The organism is Streptomyces sp. NBC_00299, from assembly GCF_036173045.1.
GTDB lineage: Bacteria > Actinomycetota > Actinomycetes > Streptomycetales > Streptomycetaceae > Streptomyces > Streptomyces machairae.
The window spans coordinates 3,956,258-3,976,254 of record NZ_CP108039.1 but is presented as its reverse complement, the minus strand read 5'-3'; the positions used below and the strand labels follow the sequence as shown (position 1 = coordinate 3,976,254).

Here is a 19,997-nt window from a genome sequence, read left to right as displayed (position 1 = left end):
CCGGGGTATGGCCGGGTCCGGGCCGGGCCGGTTCACACCACGCGCGTGGCCCCTGCGAACGGCATCTCGTCGAGTGGGGCCACCCGGACCGGGGCCGAGGGGTTCGGGGCGTGGATCATCTGGCCGTTGCCGATGTAGAGGCCGACGTGGCTGATGCCGGAGTAGAAGAACACCAGGTCGCCCGGGAGCAGTTCCGAGCGGGAGACGCGGCGGCCGGCGTCGATCTGGGCGTAGGTCGTGCGGGGGAGGGAGAGGCCCGCAGAGCGGTACGCGGCCTGAGTGAGGCCGGAGCAGTCGAAGGCGTTCGGGCCGGTCGCGCCCCAGACGTAGGGGCTGCCCAGTTTTGAGTACGCGTACGAAATGGCTGAGGCGGCGCGGGCGTTGGGTGCCTGTGCCGTGGCCGAGCCGGGAGCGGTCAGGGCGTCTCGGGAGCCTGTTGAGGAGCGGGCCGCGCGGTCGGTGGTGCCGCTCCCGCTCTGGAGGCGGGCGCGTTCCTCGGCGGTCAGTTGGGTGAGCAGGGTGCGGGCGGCGTCCAGCTTGTCGGTGATCGTTTTCCTGTGCCCTTGCAGTTCCGCCCGGCGGGACTGCAGCGAGGTCAGCTCGATGCGCGCGGCGCCGCGTAGTTGCTCGATCTCGCGTAGTTGCCTGCGGACGCTCGCGACGGATGCCGCCTGACGGTTTCCGGCGCGTTCGGCGAACTCCGCGCCGTCGAAGTAGCGGTCGGGGTCGTTGGAGAGCACGAGTTGGAGGGCAGGGTCGACGCCGCCGTCGCGGTACTGCGCCGCGGCCATCGAACCGAGCGCTTCGCGCGCCGAGTTGAGCTTCTCGGTCTTGCGGGCTGCCTCGTCCTGGAGCGACCTGATCCGCCGCTCGGCGGCGTCCGCCTTCTCCTTCGCGCCGTTGTACTTCTCGGTCGCGACCTCCGCCTCGTGGTACAGCTTGTCCACCTTCGCCTTGACCTGGGCCGGTGTCAGCTGCGGTTCGGCGTGACCGGTCCCGTCGAAGCCCGTCGCCGTCGCCGCGCCCGCCAGGGCGATCGTCCAGGCCGTGCGGGCCGTACTGCCGCCGACCGAGCGCTGACGGGGCTTTCGGTGCGCTGCCACGTGGACTGCACGTCCTTTCGTACGACCGCCTCGTCCCGCACGTCCGCCACGACAGCCTGGGGAGCGGACGCACGACTGCCCGCGGGCGGATGACGCGTCCGGCGACGGCCCACACAGGGGGAGCGGGCCGCCGCCGGACCTTTCTCGGCGGTGGTGTCCGACTGCCGCCCCTGGCCCGGGCGGCGGTGGGGAGCCGGTCACCTGGTGGAGGACGCTAAACCTGTGTGTGTCGGGGTGGTAACGCGTTGTGCGGAAGTGCCGGGAGCGGATCGTTGGGTGACCGTAAGTGAGCGTGATCGCGGGATGAGGGCGTCTTGTTCACGCTGTGTGCTGACCGATGTGGCGGAATGGGAGGTGGGTGGGGGCTGCGGGGTGCTATGGGGCGCATATATGCAAGACCGGGGCGGTGGTGGGTGCCCTGACGGGGCTGATTAGGCTCCGGCCCCATGGACGTACTCATCCACCTTTTCGTCGGTCTGCACATCATCGGTATCGCCGCGTTGCTGGGTGGTTTCTTCACCCAGATGAAGGCGATGGGCCAGGGCGCCGCCCGGTTCGTGCCCGCGATGCTGCACGGCGCGCTGACCATGCTGGTCACCGGCGTCATCCTCGTCGGCCTCAACCAGGCGGACGATCAGTCCGTCAACAACATCAAGATCGGTGTGAAGCTGGCGCTGCTGATCGTGATCCTCGGGCTGGTGTATGTGAAGCGGGACGAGGAGACGGTGGACAAGCAGCTCTTCGGGTTGGTGGGGCTGCTGACCATGGTGAACGTCTTCATCGCCGTTCTGTGGACATGACCTCGGTGTAGCTCAGCACTGCGCCTGCCGTGACCGCCAGCCATGCCGCGACGGCGATCCACGTCAGTGCCTCGCCGGGGGTCTTGAGCCACGGGACGTCCACTGCGGTGGCGACGGAGAGGGCCGCCGCGGCCGTCATGCCCATGGGGAACACGGTTGCCCAGCGGCGTACGTCGTAGCGCGGCCGTGGCCAGCCGATCTCGGCGAGAAGCAGGACGGCGTACCAGGCCAGGTCCAGGACGAGCAGGGCGACGGTCACCGTGCGCAGGACGTCGGTGTCGTCCTCGTTCCAGAGGTACAGGCCGGGGCTGTCGGCCGACATGAGCTTCGAGCCGGCGAGCGCGGAGATGGCGAGGGCGCCGCCCGCCACCCAGTGGTCGCCGGCGCCCCTGGTCACCTGCCGCAGGTCGAAGCGGGTCAGGGCCATGACGTAGAGCACCAGGGCGAGCCAGAACAGGACGAGGGCCGCGTGGGCGAGCCATGCCGTGGACTCGGTCGCGGCGAGGGTTGCGGCCAGGACGGCGAGGCCCTGGGTGGCCACGCAGCCGAGGAAGACCGCGCCGGGCATGCGGGGGTGCCAGCGCAGTACCACGGCGATGAGGAGGCCCGGCCAGAGCAGGGCCGCCAGAGCCAGTAGGACCTTGGCGAGGGGTTGCCAGCCGAGGGTGGCGAAGCGGGTGCCGAGAACCGTCGTCGCGGCGATGGCGGTGAGGGCGGCGGGGGTGGCTGCCTCTTTCAGCCACCTGGCGCGATCCCAGAGGAGCCTTGCGGTGAAGCCGCCCGCGAGAGCCAGCCAGGCCACGCAGGCGAGGGCCAGGGCGATTCGGGACAGGGTTTCGTAACCGGCCTGGTGGAGGGCGACCGAGAGGATGCCGGTTGCCATGACGGCGGCGCCGGCTGTGGGGGGACTCTGCGACCACCAGGTGTGGAGGGGGGATGCGGGGGTGGTCGTGGGGGCGGGCATGGGGTCGATGCTAGGGAGTGGGGGGTGTGGGGCAGGTGGGGGCACGCGCGCGTGTGGGGTGAAATGCACGTCTGCCGCGCGACGGTTGAGCGCCGGGTGCCTGCGGCGGCCCGCTCGGGTGAGTGGGGTTCGCGCAGCGCCTTCGGGTGTGGGGTGGGTCGGGGCCGTGCCGCCGTGCGCGGGTGCGTTTGCCGCACCACTACGCGCGCGTGGCGGAGGAAGTGCGCCGCGCGCGCGTGTATTCGTCAGGCCGGGCGGACCACGCTGTGGATCGACGACTCTCCGTCGTAGTAGATCGACTCCTCGCGGACGTACGCGCCCGGCTTCGGGGCGTGGATCATCATGCCGTTGCCGATGTAGAGGCCTACGTGCGTGATGTCGTCGTAGAAGAAGACCAGGTCGCCGGGCTTGGCGCTGGAGAGGGAGACCGTGGTGCCGGCGTTGACCTGGTCGTAGGTGACGCGGGGGATGTCCACGCCTGCGGCCTTCCAGGCGCCCTGGGTGAGGCCGGAGCAGTCGTAGGAGTCGGGACCGGTGGCGCCCCAGACGTACGGCTTGCCCACCTGGGAGCGGGCGAAGGCCAGGGCCTTCTCGGCCTTGGTGGCGTACGAGGAGTCCGACGCTGACGAGTCGGAGGAGGACGAGTCGGACGAGGAGTCGTTGCTCTCCTGCTGCTGCGCCGCCTCCTGGCGCCGGCGCTCGGCCGCCTCTTGCTGCCGGGCCAGTTCCGCCGCCTTGCGGGCGGCTTCCTCCTGCTTGCGCTTCTCGATCGCGGCGAGGCGGGCCTTCTCCTCCGCCGTCAGCTTCGAGAGCAGTTCGCGTGCGTCGGCGAGCTTCTTCTGGACGGTGGACTTGGCCGTCTGGAGGTCGTTCTGCGATTCGGTGAGCGTTTCGAGGCTCTGGGTGGCCTCCTTGCGCTTCTTCATCGTCGCGGACTGCTGGGTGAAGTAGTCGTCGACCGATTCCTTCTGACGGCCCGTCATGCGGTCCATCAGCTGGGTCTGGTCGAAGTAGTCCTGCGGGGTGTCCGCCAGGAGGAAGGTCGCCGTGTCCGGCGCCGAGGTGCCCGTGCGGTACTGGGCGGCTGCGTTGCGGCCGAGTTCCTCGCGCGCGTCGTTGAGCTTCTGGGTGCGCTGGGCGACGTCGTCGAGGAGGGTGTCGACGCGCTTGCGCTGCTTTGCGGTCTTCTCTTTGGCCGCGTTGTACTTCTCGGTCGCCGACTCCGCCTGGCGGTAGAGGTCGTCGACCTTCTTCTCGACCTCCTCGAGGCTCGGTTTGTCGTCCGTCGAGGGGCTCGCGTTGGCCGTCTGGGACAGCAGGGCGACGGAGGTGAGGGCCGCCGTGGCGAGGGCGGGGGTCCGTATGCCTGCTACGCGCGTACCAGCGGGACGCGACTTGCGGTGCGACGCCAAGGGAGGCGACTCCTTCCATGCTCCGCCTACCGAGTTAGCTGTCGGGTTCGGGCGGATGGTTCGGAAGGGTTGCCCTACGGCCGCTCCCCGGGCGGGAGTCGGGCCGATTCACCCCAAGTTCGGTGGGTCCCCGGCTCCGGGTGCACGGCGGCGCTCCGGACTCGGCGGAGGCCGTGCGGCCCGGCGTCGTTCGCCGGTGGGGGTCGTACGGCCTGTCCGGCACGGTAGCCAACTCGTGTGGCCCCTGTGAAGGTTGATGTTCGATATGCCCGATACATTTTCGTGACCTTGGCGATGTGTGTCGTGGATCGTGGTCGATGCGTAGGGGTTAGCAATCAGTTGCGGGTGTTTTGGGTTTTGGAGGCATTTCGGCTGACTTGGATCGGTTGGCTTCGGGGGGTTGCGGATCGTAATGGGGTGGTTGTGGAGGGTGAGGGGGGTGTTCGGGGCGCGTGGGTTCTGAAGATCGGTGAGTGCTGAAACAGGTGATGTTCTCAGGGCGGCGGCGGGCTGTCAGTGGGGCGCCCTAGACTCGGAGAGCGATGAGCAGCCTCTTTGACGACAGCTTCCTGGCGGACCTCCAGGCCCCGCGGGCCCATGCGGACGAACACCCGCCGCCGCCCGAGGACGAACACGCTCCGGAGCCGGTTCCGGACGATCTGTTCGGCGGGAAGTTCGACGTGCCGCCGGACCGGGACGACTACTACCGCGACGGCGCCCCGCGCCCGGCCCTGGATGCGGCAGCGCTGCTGGAGGGGCTGAACGAGAACCAGCGTGCGGCCGTCGTCCACTCCGGCGGCCCGCTGCTCATCGTGGCCGGTGCCGGGTCGGGCAAGACGCGTGTGCTCACCCATCGCATCGCGTACCTGCTGGCCGAGCGGAATGTGCATCCGGGGCAGATCCTCGCGATCACCTTCACCAACAAGGCCGCGGGTGAGATGAAGGAGCGCGTCGAGCAGCTCGTCGGCCCGCGCGCGAACGCGATGTGGGTGATGACCTTCCACAGCGCGTGCGTGCGCATCCTGCGGCGTGAGAGCAAGAAACTCGGGTTCACCTCGTCCTTCTCGATCTACGACGCCGCCGACAGCAAGCGGCTGATGGCGCTCGTGTGTCGTGATCTGGATCTCGACCCCAAGCGGTTTCCGCCCAAGTCGTTCAGCGCCAAGATCAGCAATCTGAAGAACGAGCTGATCGACGAGGAGGACTTCGCCGCCCAGGCGACGGACGGCTTCGAGAAGACCCTCGCGCAGGCGTATGCCTTGTACCAGTCGCGGTTGCGGGAGGCCAACGCCCTCGACTTCGACGACCTGATCATGACGACGGTCAATCTGCTGCGCGCTTTCCCGGACGTCGCCGAGCACTACCGCCGGCGGTTCCGGCATGTGCTGGTCGATGAGTACCAGGACACCAACCACGCGCAGTACGCGCTGGTGCGCGAGCTCGTCGGTACCAGTGAGCACCCCGTCGACGTGCCGCCGAGCGAGGCCGACATCCCACCCGCCGAGCTGTGCGTGGTGGGTGACGCCGACCAGTCGATCTACGCCTTCCGGGGCGCCACCATCCGCAACATCCTCCAGTTCGAGGAGGACTACCCGGACGCGACGACCATCCTGCTGGAGCAGAACTACCGCTCCAGCCAGACGATCCTGACCGCCGCCAATGCGGTCATCGAGCGCAACGAGTCCCGGCGCCCCAAGAACCTGTGGACCAACGCGGGCGCGGGCGCGCGCATCACCGGCTACGTCGCGGACACCGAGCACGACGAGGCGCAGTTCGTCGCCGAGGAGATAGACCGACTGACGGACGCGGGCGATGCGAAGGCCGGTGACGTCGCCGTCTTCTACCGGACGAACGCCCAGTCCCGTGTCTTCGAAGAGATCTTCATCCGCGTCGGCCTGCCCTACAAGGTCGTCGGCGGGGTTCGGTTCTACGAGCGCAAGGAGGTCCGGGACGTCCTGGCCTACCTGCGCGTGCTGGCCAACCCCGAGGACTCCGTACCGCTGCGGCGGATCCTGAACGTCCCCAAGCGGGGCATCGGCGATCGCGCCGAGGCGATGATCGACGCGCTTGCGCAGCGGGAGAAGATCAGCTTCCCGCAGGCGCTGCGCCGGGTCGACGAGGCGTACGGCATGGCCGCGCGGTCGACCAATGCCGTCAGGCGCTTCAACACGCTGATGGAGGACCTCCGTACGATCGTCGAGTCCGGCGTGGGGCCGGCGACCGTCCTGGAAGCGATCCTCGAACGGACCGGGTATCTGGCCGAGTTGCAGGCCTCCACCGACCCTCAGGACGAGACCCGCATCGAGAACCTGCAGGAACTCGCGGCCGTGGCCCTGGAGTTCGAGCAGGAGTCGGCTGAGGATGAGGCCTCCGGTGGACTCGCGGCCTTCCTGGAGCGGGTCGCGCTCGTCGCCGACTCGGACCAGATCCCTGACGAGGACGAGGACGGCTCCGGCGTCATCACCCTGATGACCCTGCACACCGCCAAGGGCCTGGAGTTCCCGGTCGTCTTCCTCACCGGCATGGAGGACGGCGTGTTCCCGCACATGCGCGCCCTCGGCCAGACCAAGGAGCTGGAGGAGGAGCGGCGGCTCGCCTATGTCGGCATCACGCGCGCGCGTGAGCGGCTGTATCTGACGCGCTCGTCGATGCGAAGTGCGTGGGGGCAGCCCTCGTACAACCCGCCGTCCCGCTTCCTGGAGGAGATCCCGGCGGCGCACGTGGACTGGAAGCGGACGGGGGCGACCTCGCCCGTGTCCTCCGGTCCGGCGGCCGGCGTGGCGGCCTCGCTGTCCTCGTCCCGCTCGCGCTCCTCGGCGTCGGGGGCGTCCGGGTTCGCCACCCGGCGGACCTCGGAGAAGCCGGTCGTCCAGCTGGCGGTCGGGGACCGGGTCACGCATGACCAGTTCGGGCTCGGCACCGTGACGGCGGTCAAGGGCACGGGTGGGAACGCCGAGGCGACGATCGACTTCGGGGACACCAAGCCGAAGCGGCTGCTGCTGCGGTATGCGCCGGTGGAGAAGCTGTAGCGCTCACAGGTGTGCGCCCTCGCTGAGCTGTTGAGAAGCGGGGGCGCCTGAGCGCACAAGGCAGTTGGCGGGTTGCCGGGGAAGTGGGCCGGTCGCCTACGACGGGTCCAGGCCGTGGCTGCGCAGCCAGGACAGTGGGTCTATCGCCGAGCCGCCACCCGGTCGCACCTCGAAGTGCAGGTGCGGGCCGGTCGAGTTGCCGGAGTTGCCGGAGTACGCGATGGGGTCGCCGGCCTTTACCGTCGTACCGGAGGCGACACGGTAGCTGGAGAGGTGGCAGTACCACGTCTCCGTGCCGTCCTTCGCGGTCACGATCATCATGTTGCCGTACGCGCTGTTCCACTGCGTGCGGACGGTGCCGTCGGTCGCGGCCATGACCGTCGTGCCGTACGAGACGGGGAAGTCGATGCCGCTGTGGATGGACATCCAGTTGATGCCGGACTGGCCGAAATAGGCGCTGAGGCCGTGCTGTGCGACCGGAACCGCGAACTTCGGGCGCAGCCGCTCCTTGCGGGCTGCCTCCTCGGCGGCCTTCTTCTTCTCGGCCACCTGCTGGGCCTTGAGGTCGATGCGCTCCTGCGTGCGGCTGGCCCGGTCGGCGAAGTCGTCGGCGCCGGCGGAGAGGCTCTCGAGCTGGGTGTCCAGCTTGTTGTTCGCGGTGGACGGCTTCACGGCCTCGCCGTCCGAGGCCAGCGTGGAGGACGCTTCCTTGTCGTCGGTCAGGCTGCCGACGGAGGCGGCGGCGATTCCCGCGACACCCATCACGCACGCCGAGGGCACAGCGACGGTCAGGAGCGCGGAGCGCTTGGGGGGCGTGCGGCGGCGGGAGCGGGACCCGCTGCGGGACGCGGCACGCGGGGCGGGGGCCGGAGCGGTCTCCTCCTGGTCGTCGAGGAGGGGCGTCACGGCGGGGAGTTCGCCGGTCGCGGTCAACTCGGCGTCGCCCTGGACGGGGGCGTCGTACGCCGTGGGGTCCAGGTGCTCGAAGTGCGCGGTCGCCTGCTGATCGAAGGATTCTGCTGAGTGCTCGTACTCGTCGATCGCCTGCGAGGTGGCCTCTACGCCGCCGTCGGAGTTCCACTGCGTGGCGTCGTACGCGCCCGTGTCGAAGGCCTGCGTGCCCCATTCCCAGTGCTGGGTCTGGTCGGCCGGGGCGCCGGACTGGTCGGGCTGGTGCCAGGCGTTCGCGTCCCACTGGCCCGAGGTGTCGTGGCCGGCTGCCTGCTGCGGGACGAAGGCGAGCCGCTCGTGGTCGGTCGTCCAGACGGTGGTGTCGTACGCGCCGGTGTCGTAGGCGGCGTGGTGCTGGGCCGCGTAGGCGTCGTAGTTCACGGTGTGGTGGCTGCCCGTCGACCACTGCGTGGTGTCGTACGCGCCCGTGCTCTCGCCGGGAAGGCTGCCGAACAGGGGGTCCGCGTCGAAGGTCGTGGTGGCGTGCCCGGTGGCGCCGAATCCGGTGGCGTCGTAGGTGCCGTACGTGGTGGAGTCACCGTACTGGGCTTCCTGGGCGCCGTACGACGCGTAGTGCGCCGAGGCGGCATCGGAAGCCGAAGTCGGAGAGGTCATGGTCCCCGACGGGTGACGATCGTTCACCAACTTCTCTCTCGCCTCGACAACAGGGGCTGCCAGAGCAGTGCGGCGACTGTACCCGGCGGTATGCGGGCACGACAATCTTCGGCAGGTTTCGCGCGCGCAGGAAACGGGCATTCGGCCGTGTTTTGGCGGACTGCGGGCGTGAGTTTGGCCTTGTGTTCGAAGATTGTTCGACGTTTGGTCAGCTGTCCTGAGGCTGTGGGGCGCGTGCGATCAGGTCGTCGGGCGACTCTCGGGCAGCTCTCGGGCGCGGCCGGCGGGATGGTGCGGGATGGCTACGCCACTGTCAGGCCGCCGGCCTGGGCGGTGGCCTCGGCTCCGGTTCGTGCGGAGTCGAGGGCCTGCCGGATCCCGGTAGCCACGGCGGGGTGCACGGGCAGGGCGAGGTGTCCGATGCCGGTGACGCGGACGTTCTGTGCCATCAGGTCCGGGTGGTCGATGCAGGCTGTCTCCAGCGGGTCCATCAAGTGGTCGAGGTCGCTCCAGAAGCTCACGAAATGAGTACGGCAGCCGGGCGCGGGAGCCGCCAGTTTCTCCAGGACCGGTGAGCCGGGGCGCATCTGACGCACGATCGGGTGCGCGTTCGCCAGCGGGACGACGCGGGTGCCGGAGTGCGGCGTGCCGAGCGTGACGAGGGTGCGGACCCTGACGTCGCCGCCGAGACACTGCACGTAGTAGCGCGCTATCAGCCCGCCGAGGCTGTGCCCGACGACGTCCACCTGCCTGCTGCCGGTGCGCTCGCAGATCCCCTCTATATGGCGGCCGAGCAGTTCGGCGGCAGTGCGGATGTCGCAGGTCAGCGGGGAGTAGTTGAGCGACTCGACCTGATGCCTGCCGTGCTGGGCGAGGCTGCGGCGCAGCAGGACGAAGACGGAGCGGTTGTCGATGAAGCCGTGCAGCAGGACGACGGGGGGATTGGTCTCCGCCGGCAGCTGGGCCGTGTCCCGCGCGGGGAGCTGTGGGGTGGTCCGGCGCTCCTGTGCGATGCCCGAGGGGTAGAGCAGCACATGGCCTGCGAGGATCGCGAGCTCGAGGGCGGTCGCCTTCAGCAGGGCCAGGGAGAGTCCGGCGAGACTGCTCGGAAGCAGGCGTCGGCAGAGCGGGAGAAAGGGGATTACTGCCCCGGTGACCTTCATGGCCGACCTCCTTGTGGCACGCAGGAGGACGGCTCCGGCCCCCGTGTGCCTTCATGGGAAGTCGCGGTGGAGGTGGCCGGCGAGGCACGAGGAAGGCGCGTGGGGTGAGCGAGGCGCGTGAAGTGAGTCGGTCGGGTCGGCCATGGTGCACCGATGACCTGACGGGGGCTCCCTGCCGGTGTGGCGACGAGGCTCCCCGCTGTCGTGCCTTACCTGCCCTACGTGCCCTTCGTGCCACCGTCGGTGCACCGCACCGCCACGTCGCGCGGCCTGCGGCGCGGTGGTGCGGCGACCTCGTTGCGGCTCCCGTTGCGCTTGGTCCCGCTGCGACGCGTGTACCGCAGACCGCTGCGGCGCGTGTGCCGCAGAGATATGGAACGGTGCGCGGCGAACGTGTCCCACCGTGTGATTTCCCCCTCGCTCTGCACCGCGAAACTGCCGGTTGCGGGATGCTGGAGATAACGTTCGTTTACTTGCCCGGGCGGTGTGGCCCGGGACGTCCGTGCCGTGCGGGTGCGTCCGGTGCTGTGAGCGGCGGAAAAGTGCGATACGCGCACCATGTATGACATGTGCGGCGAGTGCGGCATAACTCATATGTGAGCGGTGCTTGTCGGTACGGATGGATGTAGTCGCTTCATGGAGGCAGTGATGGGTGTGGCAGCCGGTCCGATCCGCGTGGTGGTGGCCAAGCCTGGGCTCGACGGCCATGATCGAGGGGCCAAGGTGATCGCGCGGGCGCTGCGCGACGCCGGTATGGAGGTCATCTACACCGGGCTCCACCAGACTCCCGAGCAGATCGTCGACACCGCGATCCAGGAGGACGCCGACGCGATCGGCCTGTCCATCCTCTCCGGTGCCCACAACACCCTTTTCGCCGCAGTGATCGACCTCCTCAAGGAGCGCGACGCGGCGGACATCCTGATCTTCGGCGGCGGGATCATCCCCGAGGCGGACATCGCCCCGCTGAAGGAGAAGGGTGTCGCGGAGATCTTCACGCCGGGGGCGACGACTCAGGCGATCGTGGACTGGGTGCGGGCGAACGTGCGTCAGCCGGCGGGAGCGTAGGGCGCTGCTCGGCGCGGGTGCGCGGGTGCGCGGATGCGTGGGTGCGCGGATGCGTGGGTTCGTCGGCGTGGCCGGTGGCTGGGGGTTCCGCCCCCAGGCCCCTTTCGGACTGAACGGCCTCGTCCTCAAACGCCGGCCGGGCTGGATTCGGCCGGGCTGGACGGCGTCAGCTCGTCGATCATGGCCGCCCGCAACCGCAACGTCGTGACCAGCCGCTGGAACGCCTCCGCCCAGTAACCCCCTGCCCCCGGAGACGCGTCCTCCGGCTCGTCCGGTACCGCCAGCAGGCCGTCGAGGCGGTTTGCCTCGGCCGGGTCGAGGCAGCGCTCGGCCAGGCCCATCACTCCGCTGAAACTCCATGGATAACTCCCAGCGTCCCGCGCGATGTTGAGCGCGTCGACCACCGCCCGCCCGAGCGGCTCCGCCCAGGGCACGGCGCAGACTCCGAGCAGCTGAAACGCCTCGGACAGGCCGTGCGTCGCGATGAACCCGCCGACCCATTCGGCCCGTTCGGCAGGACTCAATGTGCCGAGGAGCTTTGCGCGCTCGGCCAGGGACACCGCACCCGGACCGCCGGCTTCCGGGGCCGAGGGTGACCCGAGAAGTGCCCTGGCCCACTGGCCGTCCCGCTGGCGCACCGCTGCCCGGCACCAAGCCGCGTGTAGCTCGCCCTGCCAGTCGTCCGCCACCGGCAACGCCACGATCTCCCGAGGCGTGCGTCCGCCGAGCCGCCCCGGCCAGGTGCCGAGCGGCGTGGCCTCCACCAACTGGCCGAACCACCACGACCGTTCACCCCGCCCCGCCGGGGCCTTGGCCACGACACCGTCGCGCTCCATGCCCGCGTCGCAGTCGTGGGGTGCCTCCACGGTGATCGTCGGGGCCTCGCCGGTGTGATCGAGGGCGACGCATGTCCCGGCCCGCACCGCCATCCGCGCCGCGAGCGCCGAACCCGGCAGCGCCGACAGCAACTCCGCTGCCGTCGCGCGGACATTGCGGCTCCGGTCGGCCAGCGCCTGCTCCAGGAACTGCTCGTCCTGCGGGCCCAGACCACTGCGCAGCGAGTCGAGGAACATCAGCCGGTCCTCGGCCCGCTCGGTCGCCCACGTCGTGGCCAGCAGCTCGCGCGCGGCGGCGGGATCACCCGCGCGTATCGCGGAGAGCAGAGCGACCCGCTCGGCGAACAGCCCCTCCTGCCAGAGCTGCTGGACTTCGGCGGGGTTGTCCAGGTGGGGCAGTGACGCGCCGCCGCCAGGGGTCGCGCGCAGGGCGAACCGCCAGTCCGGGTTCAGCCGGGCGAGCCACACCGCCCGCGGGCCGGCGAACGTCAGCGCCGCCGGGCGCAGGTCCGTCCGGCCCCGCGCCGCGTCCAGCAGCGCGGGCAGCAACTGCGGGGGCGGTGCGAAGCCGCGGTCGTTCGCCGTCGCGAGCCACTGGGGCAGCAGCTCCATGAGGTCCGGCGCCGTGCCCCTTCGGCCGCCGCCCGCGCCGGGACGGTCGGTCAGCAGCATCGCCAGCCTGCGGGTCGCCGCCGGGGGCAGTGCGGGGCGAGGGTCCTCGGGAGCCGGCCGCGGCCGCCGCGCCGCCCGGGCCGGCCGCAGCCCGGCCCGCCGTCGTACGGTCTCCAAGGCCGCCGTGTCGAGCAGCGCCAGCGGTGCTTCCTGGCCCGGTGCGCAGCCGGGAGGCGTACGCCGGTCCGTCCCGAGCAGCGCCGCGGTGACGAGTTCCTCCCAGGCGCTGGGCGGCGAGTCCACGGGAACCGAGGGGCTGTTCATCAGGGTCGTTCCTCTCTGCCTTGGTGCTGGGTGCTGTGGGGTGGGGACAGGGGCCTTGGAGTCCGGTGGCGCTGGGGAGGGGCGAGTGCGCGGACCCGGGTGGCCCCGCGGGAGGGGCGGGTGCGCGGAGCCGGTGGCGCTCAGCACAGCTGGAGTGCACGGAGCCGGTGGCGCTCAGCACAGCTGCACCACTTCTCCCTGTCCCTCTGGCCAGGCCGTCAGCGGGGTGAAGCCGCGGTGGCCGCACTCGCCGAACACCTTGACCGGCGCGCCGCCCGACAGCGCGACCAGGCGCCACAGGCCCGGGCGGGCACGGTAGGCCGGGGTCAGTGGCAGAGCCGAGTCCGTGTCGGCGTCTGCCAGTTGCCACGAGTCGCCGTCCGGGGTCGGTACGACCCGGTCCAAGGTCACCGGCACGGAGTCCAGCCACGGGTCGTCACGGAGCGCCTCGCCGTATCGTGCGGTCGCCTCGGCCGTCGTCACACCCGGCGGCCGTACGACCGCGGGCGCGGGCGGTGCGAACTGCTCGCCCAGGGCCGCCCGCAGCTGTCCTGCACCCGGGTACGCCGACACCTCCGCCTCCAGGGCCAGCCCCACCGGCAGCGCGAGCTCCGGGGCGCGGCCGGCGGCGCCATAGGAGAGGAGCAGTGCGGTGCGGCCCGACTCGGCGCCGTACAGCCATATCCGGCGCGTCGTCAGCTTCGTGTCCGCCGTGTCGTACTGGGCGAGGACCAGCCAGCGGTCGCGGACCGGCGGGCCGTCCGCCGAGGCGGGCAGGCCGATGCGGGAGCGGACCGTGTCCCCCAGGGCGTCGGGCAGGCCCTCTCGACGCAGCCAGCCCTGGTCGAGGAGGTGGAGAAGCGCGCACTCCTCCAGCAGACGCACCGGCCAGCCGGGGCCGGACGCCGGGATCGCGCCCAGCTCCCGCACCCGCGCGGCCAGTCCGGGCGCCTGGGCGTCGACCATGCGGGCCGCCGTCTCCTCCCACAGCCCGTACCCCGCCTGCTCCGCGCCGGCCAGGCCGCCGCGCAGCAGGTCCGCCAGGCGCTGCTCCAGCTCCGTCGCCCCCGCCGTGACGCGCACGGCCCGGCGCTCCGCACGACGCCGCGCCGCCTCCGGATCAGCGGACGCCGTCGAGGAACCGGAGGCATCCGCCGTCCGCTTCTCGTCAGCGCGCTGCCTTCTCCCCTTTATCCACTCCTCCGCCCAGTCCGGCGGTTGCTGCGCCGGCGGCACCGCACCTTCGCCGCCCGCCCAGAGCAGCAGCAGCCCGAGCGCGTGCTTGCACGGGAACTTCCGGCTCGGGCAACTGCACTTGTACGCGGGCCCGGCCGCGTCCGCGATATCGATGACCGTCTGATACGGCTTGCTGCCACTGCCCTTGCACAGCCCCCACACCGTCCCCTCGTCGGAACTCCCCGCCTCGGACCACGGCCCTGCCGCGCCGAGTTTGCTTCCCGCTTTGCGTGATGCGGCGTCAGGTGCCAGTGCCAGCACCTGGTCCGCGGTCCAGCGCACCCCCTGCTGAGTCATGCCATCGAAGGTAGATCCCACCACTGACAATCGGCCCGGGCGGCCAGCCCGCGAACGGCCCCGCAAGGGTGTTTGCGCAGGTCGGAACGCATTGTCAGTGGCGTGGTGCAACGTGGATGCCAGATCCGAAACGGCTGAACCGGCCGAGCTGGAGGGGGACTTTGCCATGTCTGTTTCCGTAGAACCGAAATCCGTCGAAGCGGGGGAGACGGAAGCGGCCGACGTGTTGCGACCGCACGCCGAGAACGCCTTCGCCCATGAACTCGCCGCGCTCGCCGAGCAGGATGACCGCCCGCGCCCGACCCGCTGGAAACTGTCGCCGTGGGCGGTGGCCACGTACCTGCTCGGCGGCACGCTGCCGGACGGCACCGTGATCACACCGAAGTACGTGGGCCCGCGCCGCATCGTCGAGGTTGCCGTCACCACGCTCGCCACGGATCGTGCCCTGCTCCTGCTCGGCGTGCCCGGCACCGCGAAGACGTGGGTCTCCGAGCACCTCGCCGCGGCGGTCAGCGGCGACTCGACGCTGCTGGTGCAGGGCACGGCGGGCACGCCGGAGGAGGCGATCCGGTACGGCTGGAACTACGCGCAGCTGCTCGCACACGGGCCGAGCCGTGACGCCCTGGTGCCCAGCCCCGTCATGCGGGCGATGGCGGAGGGGATGACCGCGCGGGTCGAGGAGCTGACCCGTATTCCGGCTGATGTGCAGGACACGCTGATCACGATCCTGTCGGAGAAGACGCTGCCGATACCGGAGTTGGGGCAGGAGGTGCAGGCGGTCCGCGGCTTCAACCTCATCGCCACGGCCAACGACCGCGACCGCGGGGTCAACGACCTCTCCAGCGCCCTGCGCCGCCGCTTCAACACGGTCGTGCTGCCGCTGCCGGAGAGCGTCGAGGCCGAGGTGGACATCGTCTCCCGGCGCGTCGACCAGATCGGCCGCTCCCTCGATCTGCCGGCCGCGCCCGACGGCATCGACGAGATCCGCCGCGTCGTGACCGTCTTCCGCGAGCTGCGCGACGGGATGACCGCCGACGGCCGCACGAAGCTGAAGTCGCCGAGCGGCACGCTGTCGACGGCCGAGGCGATCTCCGTCGTCACCAACGGCCTCGCCCTGGCTGCCCACTTCGGCGACGGGGTGCTGCGCTCCGGCGACGTCGCCGCGGGCATCCTCGGCGCCGTGGTCCGCGATCCGGCGGCCGACCGGGTCGTCTGGCAGGAGTACCTGGAGGCGGTCGTGCGTGAGCGGGACGGCTGGACGGACTTCTACCGGGCGTGCCGGGAGGTGAGCGTGTGAACGAGGACGACCTTGGGTGGGGCCGCCCGGGCGGCGGGTCGAAGTCGGGTGGCTCCGTGGCGGCGGATTAGGGGTCGGGATGGTCGGGGGTGGTCGGGGTGGCGTCAGGTCGTGGTCCGGCGGGTGGGGCGGGGCGGGTGCGGTCGGCGGCGTCGTCCGGCGGCCGTGGGCGAGCGGGGGAGGTTCCTGTGAGGGGTGACGAGATGCGTCGGGAGCTGGGCGCGGAGGTGCGGTCGGCGTACGCGGCCGTGTGGGCGGCGGCAGTGTCGGACAGTTGGGGACCGAGGGGGACGGTGTGACTGGCGTGGACAGGTCCGGCGGCGAGAGGCGGGGTGTCGGGCCGCTGCTGCTCGGCGTACGCCATCACGGGCCCGGGTCGGCGCGGACGGTGCGGGCGGCATTGGACGCGGCGCAGCCTCGGGTCGTGCTGATCGAAGGGCCACCGGAGGCCGATGCCCTGATCGCGCTCGCCGGTGACGAGGACATGCGACCGCCGGTCGCCCTCCTTGCCCACGCCGTGGACGAGCCCGGCCGCTCGGCCTTCTGGCCGATGGCTGAGTTCTCCCCGGAGTGGGTGGCCATCCGCTGGGCCTTGGAGCACGGGGTTCCGGCTCGCTTCATTGACTTGCCGGCCACGCACACGTTGGCGTGGGAGAGGGGTGAGGAGTCGGCGTCCGTTGATGAGGACGGGGGGCCGGCGCCCGCTGACAAGGACGCGGGGCCGGCCGCGGCCGACCGGGGAGCCGATGAACCTGACGGGGAGCGGACCGACGGGAGCGGCCCCGGTCTCGCCGCTGACCCTGGCTCCGACGGCCCCGGCCCCGGCGCAGACGTCCGGGTCGACCCCCTGGCCGTACTCGCCGATGCCGCTGGTTACGACGATCCCGAGCGGTGGTGGGAGGACGTCGTCGAGCACCGGGGGCTGGGAGACGGGGACGCGTTCGCGCCGTTTCTCGGGCTCGAAGAGGCCATGGGGGCGTTGCGGGAGGCGTACGGGAGCGGGGGGCATGAGCGGGATCTCGTGCGGGAGGCGTACATGCGGCTTCAAGTGCGGGGCGCACAGCGGGAGTTCGCGGATGACGTGGCCGTGGTGTGCGGGGCGTGGCATGTGCCCGCGCTGCGGCAGAAGAGCACCGTGGCCGCCGACAAGGCGCTGTTGAAGGGGCTGCCCAAGGTCAAGGCCGACATGACCTGGGTGCCGTGGACGAACCGGCGGCTGGCCCGGGCCAGTGGGTACGGGGCGGGGATCGACTCGCCGGGGTGGTACGGGCACCTCTTCGGCGCACCGGACCGGCCGGTCGAGCGGTGGATGACCAAGGTGGCCGGGCTGCTGCGGGACGAGGACCAAATCGTGTCCTCGGCGCACGTCATCGAGGCCGTGCGGCTGGCGGAGACGCTGGCGGCGATGCGCGGACGCCCGTTGCCGGGGCTGGGAGAGATGACCGACGCGGTGCGGGCGGTGATGTGCGAGGGCTCGGACGTGCCGCTCGCGTTGGTGCACGATCGGCTGGTCGTGGGGGACGTGCTAGGGGAGGTGCCGCGGTCGGCGCCGACGGTGCCGTTGCAGCGGGACCTCGACCGGAGCCAGCGCCGGCTGCGGCTCAAACCTGAGGCGCTGGAACGGGAGTTGGAGCTCGACCTGCGCAAGGAGAACGACGCCGAGCGCAGCAGGCTGCTGCACCGGCTGCGGCTGCTCGGCGTGGAGTGGGGTGAGCCGGTCGCGTCGCGGGGGAGTACGGGGACGTTCCGGGAGACGTGGCGGCTGCGGTGGGAGCCCGAGCTGTCCGTGCGGATCGCGGAAGCCGGGGTGTGGGGGACCACCGTGTTCGCGGCGGCCACCGCCAAGGCGGAGGCGGATGCCGTAGCCGCACGGGGGCTCGCCGATGTCACCGCACTCGCCGAGCGCTGTCTGCTGGCCGAACTGTCGGACGCGCTGCCTGCGGTGATGCGGATCTTGGCCGACCGGGCGGCTCTCGACGCCGACGTCGGCCATCTCGCCCAGGCGCTGCCCGCGCTGGTGCGGTCCCTGCGGTACGGCGATGTGCGGGGCACGGACACCAGGGCGCTCACAGAGGTCGCCGCGGGGCTCGCCGAACGCATCTTCGTCGGACTGCCCCCGGCCTGTGCCGCGCTGGACGCGGACGCCGCCGAGGAGATGCGGCGCCATGTGGACGCGGTGCATGGGGCGTTGGGGTTGCTGGGCGACGCAGTGGCGTCGACGCGGGGCGAGGGCGAGGACGGCGCGGAAGGGCCCGGTACTGCTCCGGGCGACTCGACCGCGCTCGGACACGGCGACCTGCGCAACCGTTGGCACGGGGTGCTTCGGGTGCTGTCCGTGCGGGACACCGTGCCCGGCGTCATCAGGGGGCGTGCCGTGCGGTTGCTCCTGGACGACGGGGAGTTGGTGCAGGAGGAGGCGGCCCGGCTGATGGGGCTTGCCTTGTCGCCGGGGACGCTGCCGGGGGACGCGGCTGCGTGGATCGAGGGGTTCGTCGGCGGTGGTTCCGGCGGCGGAATGCTGCTGGTGCACGACGAGCGGCTGCTCGGGCTGGTCGATGCGTGGCTGACGGGCGTGTCGGCGGAGGCGTTCACGGATGTGTTGCCGCTGCTCAGGCGGACGTTCTCGGCTTATGAGGCCGGGGTGCGGCGGACCTTGGGCGAGTTGGTCCGTCGTGGTCCGGGGCAACGGGGGAGCAGGGAGGCCGGCGGATCCGGCATACCCGGCTTCGGCGCCGAGCTCGATGTCGAGCGAGCGGATTCCGTGGTGCCGGTGGTGCGGTTGCTGCTGGGGTTGGACCGGGTGGAAGAGGACGCCGAGAGCGACGTCGGCGCGAACAGGCTGGTGGGGGCTACGGGATGACGACTGGCGGAGTGACGGAGCCGAGGGAGTGCACCGGAGTGGTGCGGGCCGGCGGACCCTCGCGCGGGTACGTGGCGCAAGGTCGGCGGACGACCACGACCGTGCCGGTGATGCCGCTGTGGGAGCGGCCTCGTGAAGGAGCATGCCGATGACGACCGAGGCGATGGATCCGGCCCGAGAGCGGCTGCGGCGGTGGCGGATGGTGCTGGGCGGGGACAACGCCGACGGCACCGGGTGCGCGCTCTCCGGGAAGGACGCGGCGATGGACGGGGCGCTCACTGCTCTCTACGGCAAGGGGGACAAGTCGCAGGCCGGGAAGGACCGTTCGGCGGGGCTCGGGGCGTCGGCGCCGTCCGTGGCGCGGTGGCTCGGGGACATCCGGACGTACTTCCCCTCCTCCGTCGTGCAGGTCATGCAGCGGGACGCCATCGACCGGCTCGGGCTGTCCACGCTGCTGCTGGAGCCGGAGATGCTGGAGGCGGTGGAGGCCGACGTGCACCTCGTGGGCACGCTGCTCTCGCTCAACAGGGCGATGCCGGAGACCACGAAGGAGACGGCACGGGCTGTCGTGCGCAAGGTCGTCGAGGACCTGGAGAAGCGGCTCGCCACCCGCACGCGGGCCACTCTCACCGGGGCTCTCGACCGCAGTGCCCGTATCAACCGGCCGCGCCACCACGACATCGACTGGAACCGCACGATCGCGGCCAACCTCAAGCACTACCTCCCGGAGTACCGGACGATCGTGCCGGAGCGGCTCATCGGGTACGGGCGGGCGTCGCAGTCCGTGAAGAAGGAGGTCGTTCTCTGCATCGACCAGTCGGGGTCGATGGCGGCGTCGGTGGTGTACGCGTCGGTGTTCGGGGCCGTCCTGGCGTCCATGCGGTCCATCAACACGCGGCTCGTCGTCTTCGACACCTCCGTCGTCGACCTCACCGACCAGCTCGACGACCCCGTCGACGTCCTGTTCGGCACGCAGCTCGGTGGCGGCACGGACATCAACCGGGCGCTCGCGTACTGCCAGTCGCAGATCACCCGGCCCGCGGAGACGGTGGTCGTGCTGATCAGCGACCTCTATGAGGGCGGTATCCGGGACGAGATGCTCAAGCGGGTCGCCGCGATGAAGGCGTCGGGGGTGCAGTTCGTGGCGCTGCTGGCGCTGTCGGACGAGGGGGCGCCGGCGTACGACCGGGAGCACGCAGCCGCGCTCGCCGCACTGGGCGCACCGGCCTTCGCCTGCACGCCCGACCTGTTCCCGGAGGTGATGGCGGCGGCCATCGAGAAGCGGCCGATACCGGTGCCGGACACGGTGTGAGGGGGACGGGAAGGGGGGCGAGGGGACGAGAGGAGGGGCCAAGAGGGCGAGGGGAGGGCCTAGGGGAGGCCACGAGAAGGGGCCGGGAAGCGGCCGAGTGGGTCGAATAGCCCGGAATGGC

At 71.1% G+C, this 19,997-nt stretch carries 13 protein-coding genes and 1 riboswitch; of the genes, 6 read left to right on the top strand and 7 right to left on the bottom strand.

The window, feature by feature from the left end:
- Positions 1–32 precede the first annotated feature (32 nt).
- The gene (locus OHT51_RS17190; protein ID WP_328879837.1) at positions 33–1,103 is read right to left on the bottom strand and encodes a C40 family peptidase; all 1,071 of its coding nucleotides are present in this window, start codon (positions 1,101–1,103) and stop codon (positions 33–35) included.
- A 446-nt stretch (positions 1,104–1,549) separates the two neighbouring features.
- Here OHT51_RS17190 and OHT51_RS17185 point away from each other — a divergent pair, with 446 nt between their 5' ends.
- Positions 1,550–1,903 carry a hypothetical protein gene (locus OHT51_RS17185; RefSeq protein ID WP_328879836.1) on the top strand — a complete coding sequence of 118 codons (354 nt, stop codon included), beginning with the start codon at positions 1,550–1,552 and terminating at the stop codon, positions 1,901–1,903.
- Here OHT51_RS17185 and OHT51_RS17180 read toward each other — a convergent pair.
- Together OHT51_RS17180 and OHT51_RS17175 are read right to left on the bottom strand one after the other, a co-directional pair.
- On the bottom strand, positions 1,881–2,867 hold the full coding sequence (locus OHT51_RS17180; protein ID WP_328879835.1) for a tellurite resistance/C4-dicarboxylate transporter family protein: 987 nt from the start codon (positions 2,865–2,867) through the stop codon (positions 1,881–1,883). The two genes, OHT51_RS17185 and OHT51_RS17180, sit on opposite strands and share 23 nt — an antisense overlap.
- A 245-nt stretch (positions 2,868–3,112) precedes the next feature.
- Positions 3,113–4,279, bottom strand: a complete 1,167-nt coding sequence (locus OHT51_RS17175; protein WP_328879834.1) for a C40 family peptidase — start codon at positions 4,277–4,279, stop codon at positions 3,113–3,115.
- An 8-nt stretch (positions 4,280–4,287) separates the two neighbouring features.
- Positions 4,288–4,456: riboswitch (cyclic di-AMP (ydaO/yuaA leader) on the bottom strand.
- Positions 4,457–4,821: 365 nt separating this feature from the next.
- On the opposite strand from OHT51_RS17175, the gene pcrA reads away from it, so the two are divergent.
- Positions 4,822–7,308 (top strand): DNA helicase PcrA, encoded by a 2,487-nt coding sequence (pcrA, locus tag OHT51_RS17170; protein ID WP_328879833.1) that lies wholly within the window; start codon positions 4,822–4,824, stop codon positions 7,306–7,308.
- A gap of 96 nt (positions 7,309–7,404) precedes the next feature.
- On the opposite strand, the gene OHT51_RS17165 is transcribed toward pcrA, so the two are convergent.
- Positions 7,405–8,874, bottom strand: a complete 1,470-nt coding sequence (locus OHT51_RS17165) for a M23 family metallopeptidase (RefSeq protein WP_328879832.1) — start codon at positions 8,872–8,874, stop codon at positions 7,405–7,407.
- A 302-nt stretch (positions 8,875–9,176) separates the two neighbouring features.
- On the bottom strand, positions 9,177–10,037 hold the full coding sequence (locus OHT51_RS17160) for a lipase family alpha/beta hydrolase (RefSeq protein ID WP_328879831.1): 861 nt from the start codon (positions 10,035–10,037) through the stop codon (positions 9,177–9,179).
- 648 nt (positions 10,038–10,685) lie between these two features.
- On the opposite strand from OHT51_RS17160, the gene OHT51_RS17155 reads away from it, so the two are divergent.
- Entirely contained in the window at positions 10,686–11,102 is a 417-nt protein-coding gene (locus OHT51_RS17155; protein ID WP_328884350.1) for a cobalamin B12-binding domain-containing protein, read from the top strand.
- A 125-nt stretch (positions 11,103–11,227) separates the two neighbouring features.
- Here OHT51_RS17155 and OHT51_RS17150 read toward each other — a convergent pair whose 3' ends face one another.
- Together OHT51_RS17150 and OHT51_RS17145 are read right to left on the bottom strand one after the other, a co-directional pair.
- A complete protein-coding gene (locus OHT51_RS17150; protein ID WP_328879830.1) occupies positions 11,228–12,874 on the bottom strand; it encodes a DUF5691 domain-containing protein in 1,647 nt (548 codons plus the stop codon).
- Between the two features lie 174 nt (positions 12,875–13,048).
- Positions 13,049–14,407 carry an SWIM zinc finger family protein gene (locus OHT51_RS17145; protein ID WP_328879829.1) on the bottom strand — a complete coding sequence of 453 codons (1,359 nt, stop codon included), beginning with the start codon at positions 14,405–14,407 and terminating at the stop codon, positions 13,049–13,051.
- 166 nt (positions 14,408–14,573) lie between these two features.
- Between OHT51_RS17145 and OHT51_RS17140 the strand changes: the two genes are divergently transcribed.
- From OHT51_RS17140 to OHT51_RS17130, 3 genes are all read left to right on the top strand, one after another.
- A complete protein-coding gene (locus OHT51_RS17140) occupies positions 14,574–15,704 on the top strand; it encodes an ATP-binding protein (protein ID WP_328879828.1) in 1,131 nt (376 codons plus the stop codon).
- A 295-nt stretch (positions 15,705–15,999) separates the two neighbouring features.
- Positions 16,000–18,564 carry a DUF5682 family protein gene (locus OHT51_RS17135; protein WP_328879827.1) on the top strand — a complete coding sequence of 855 codons (2,565 nt, stop codon included), beginning with the start codon at positions 16,000–16,002 and terminating at the stop codon, positions 18,562–18,564.
- 148 nt (positions 18,565–18,712) lie between these two features.
- The gene (locus OHT51_RS17130; protein WP_328879826.1) at positions 18,713–19,876 is read left to right on the top strand and encodes a VWA domain-containing protein; all 1,164 of its coding nucleotides are present in this window, start codon (positions 18,713–18,715) and stop codon (positions 19,874–19,876) included.
- The last annotated feature ends 121 nt before the right edge of the window (positions 19,877–19,997 follow it).

What these genes read in the sequence shown, in the direction of transcription:
- OHT51_RS17185 (WP_328879836.1), top strand. Translation starts at nt 1,550, where the DNA reads ATGGACGTACTCATCCACCTTTTCGTCGGTCTGCACATCATCGGTATC.
- OHT51_RS17180 (WP_328879835.1), bottom strand. Translation starts at nt 2,867, where the DNA reads ATGCCCGCCCCCACGACCACCCCCGCATCCCCCCTCCACACCTGGTGG.
- pcrA (WP_328879833.1), top strand. Translation starts at nt 4,822, where the DNA reads ATGAGCAGCCTCTTTGACGACAGCTTCCTGGCGGACCTCCAGGCCCCG.
- OHT51_RS17165 (WP_328879832.1), bottom strand. Translation starts at nt 8,874, where the DNA reads ATGACCTCTCCGACTTCGGCTTCCGATGCCGCCTCGGCGCACTACGCG.
- OHT51_RS17160 (WP_328879831.1), bottom strand. Translation starts at nt 10,037, where the DNA reads ATGAAGGTCACCGGGGCAGTAATCCCCTTTCTCCCGCTCTGCCGACGC.
- OHT51_RS17155 (WP_328884350.1), top strand. Translation starts at nt 10,686, where the DNA reads ATGGGTGTGGCAGCCGGTCCGATCCGCGTGGTGGTGGCCAAGCCTGGG.
- OHT51_RS17150 (WP_328879830.1), bottom strand. Translation starts at nt 12,874, where the DNA reads ATGAACAGCCCCTCGGTTCCCGTGGACTCGCCGCCCAGCGCCTGGGAG.
- OHT51_RS17145 (WP_328879829.1), bottom strand. Translation starts at nt 14,407, where the DNA reads ATGACTCAGCAGGGGGTGCGCTGGACCGCGGACCAGGTGCTGGCACTG.
- OHT51_RS17140 (WP_328879828.1), top strand. Translation starts at nt 14,574, where the DNA reads ATGTCTGTTTCCGTAGAACCGAAATCCGTCGAAGCGGGGGAGACGGAA.
- OHT51_RS17130 (WP_328879826.1), top strand. Translation starts at nt 18,713, where the DNA reads ATGACGACCGAGGCGATGGATCCGGCCCGAGAGCGGCTGCGGCGGTGG.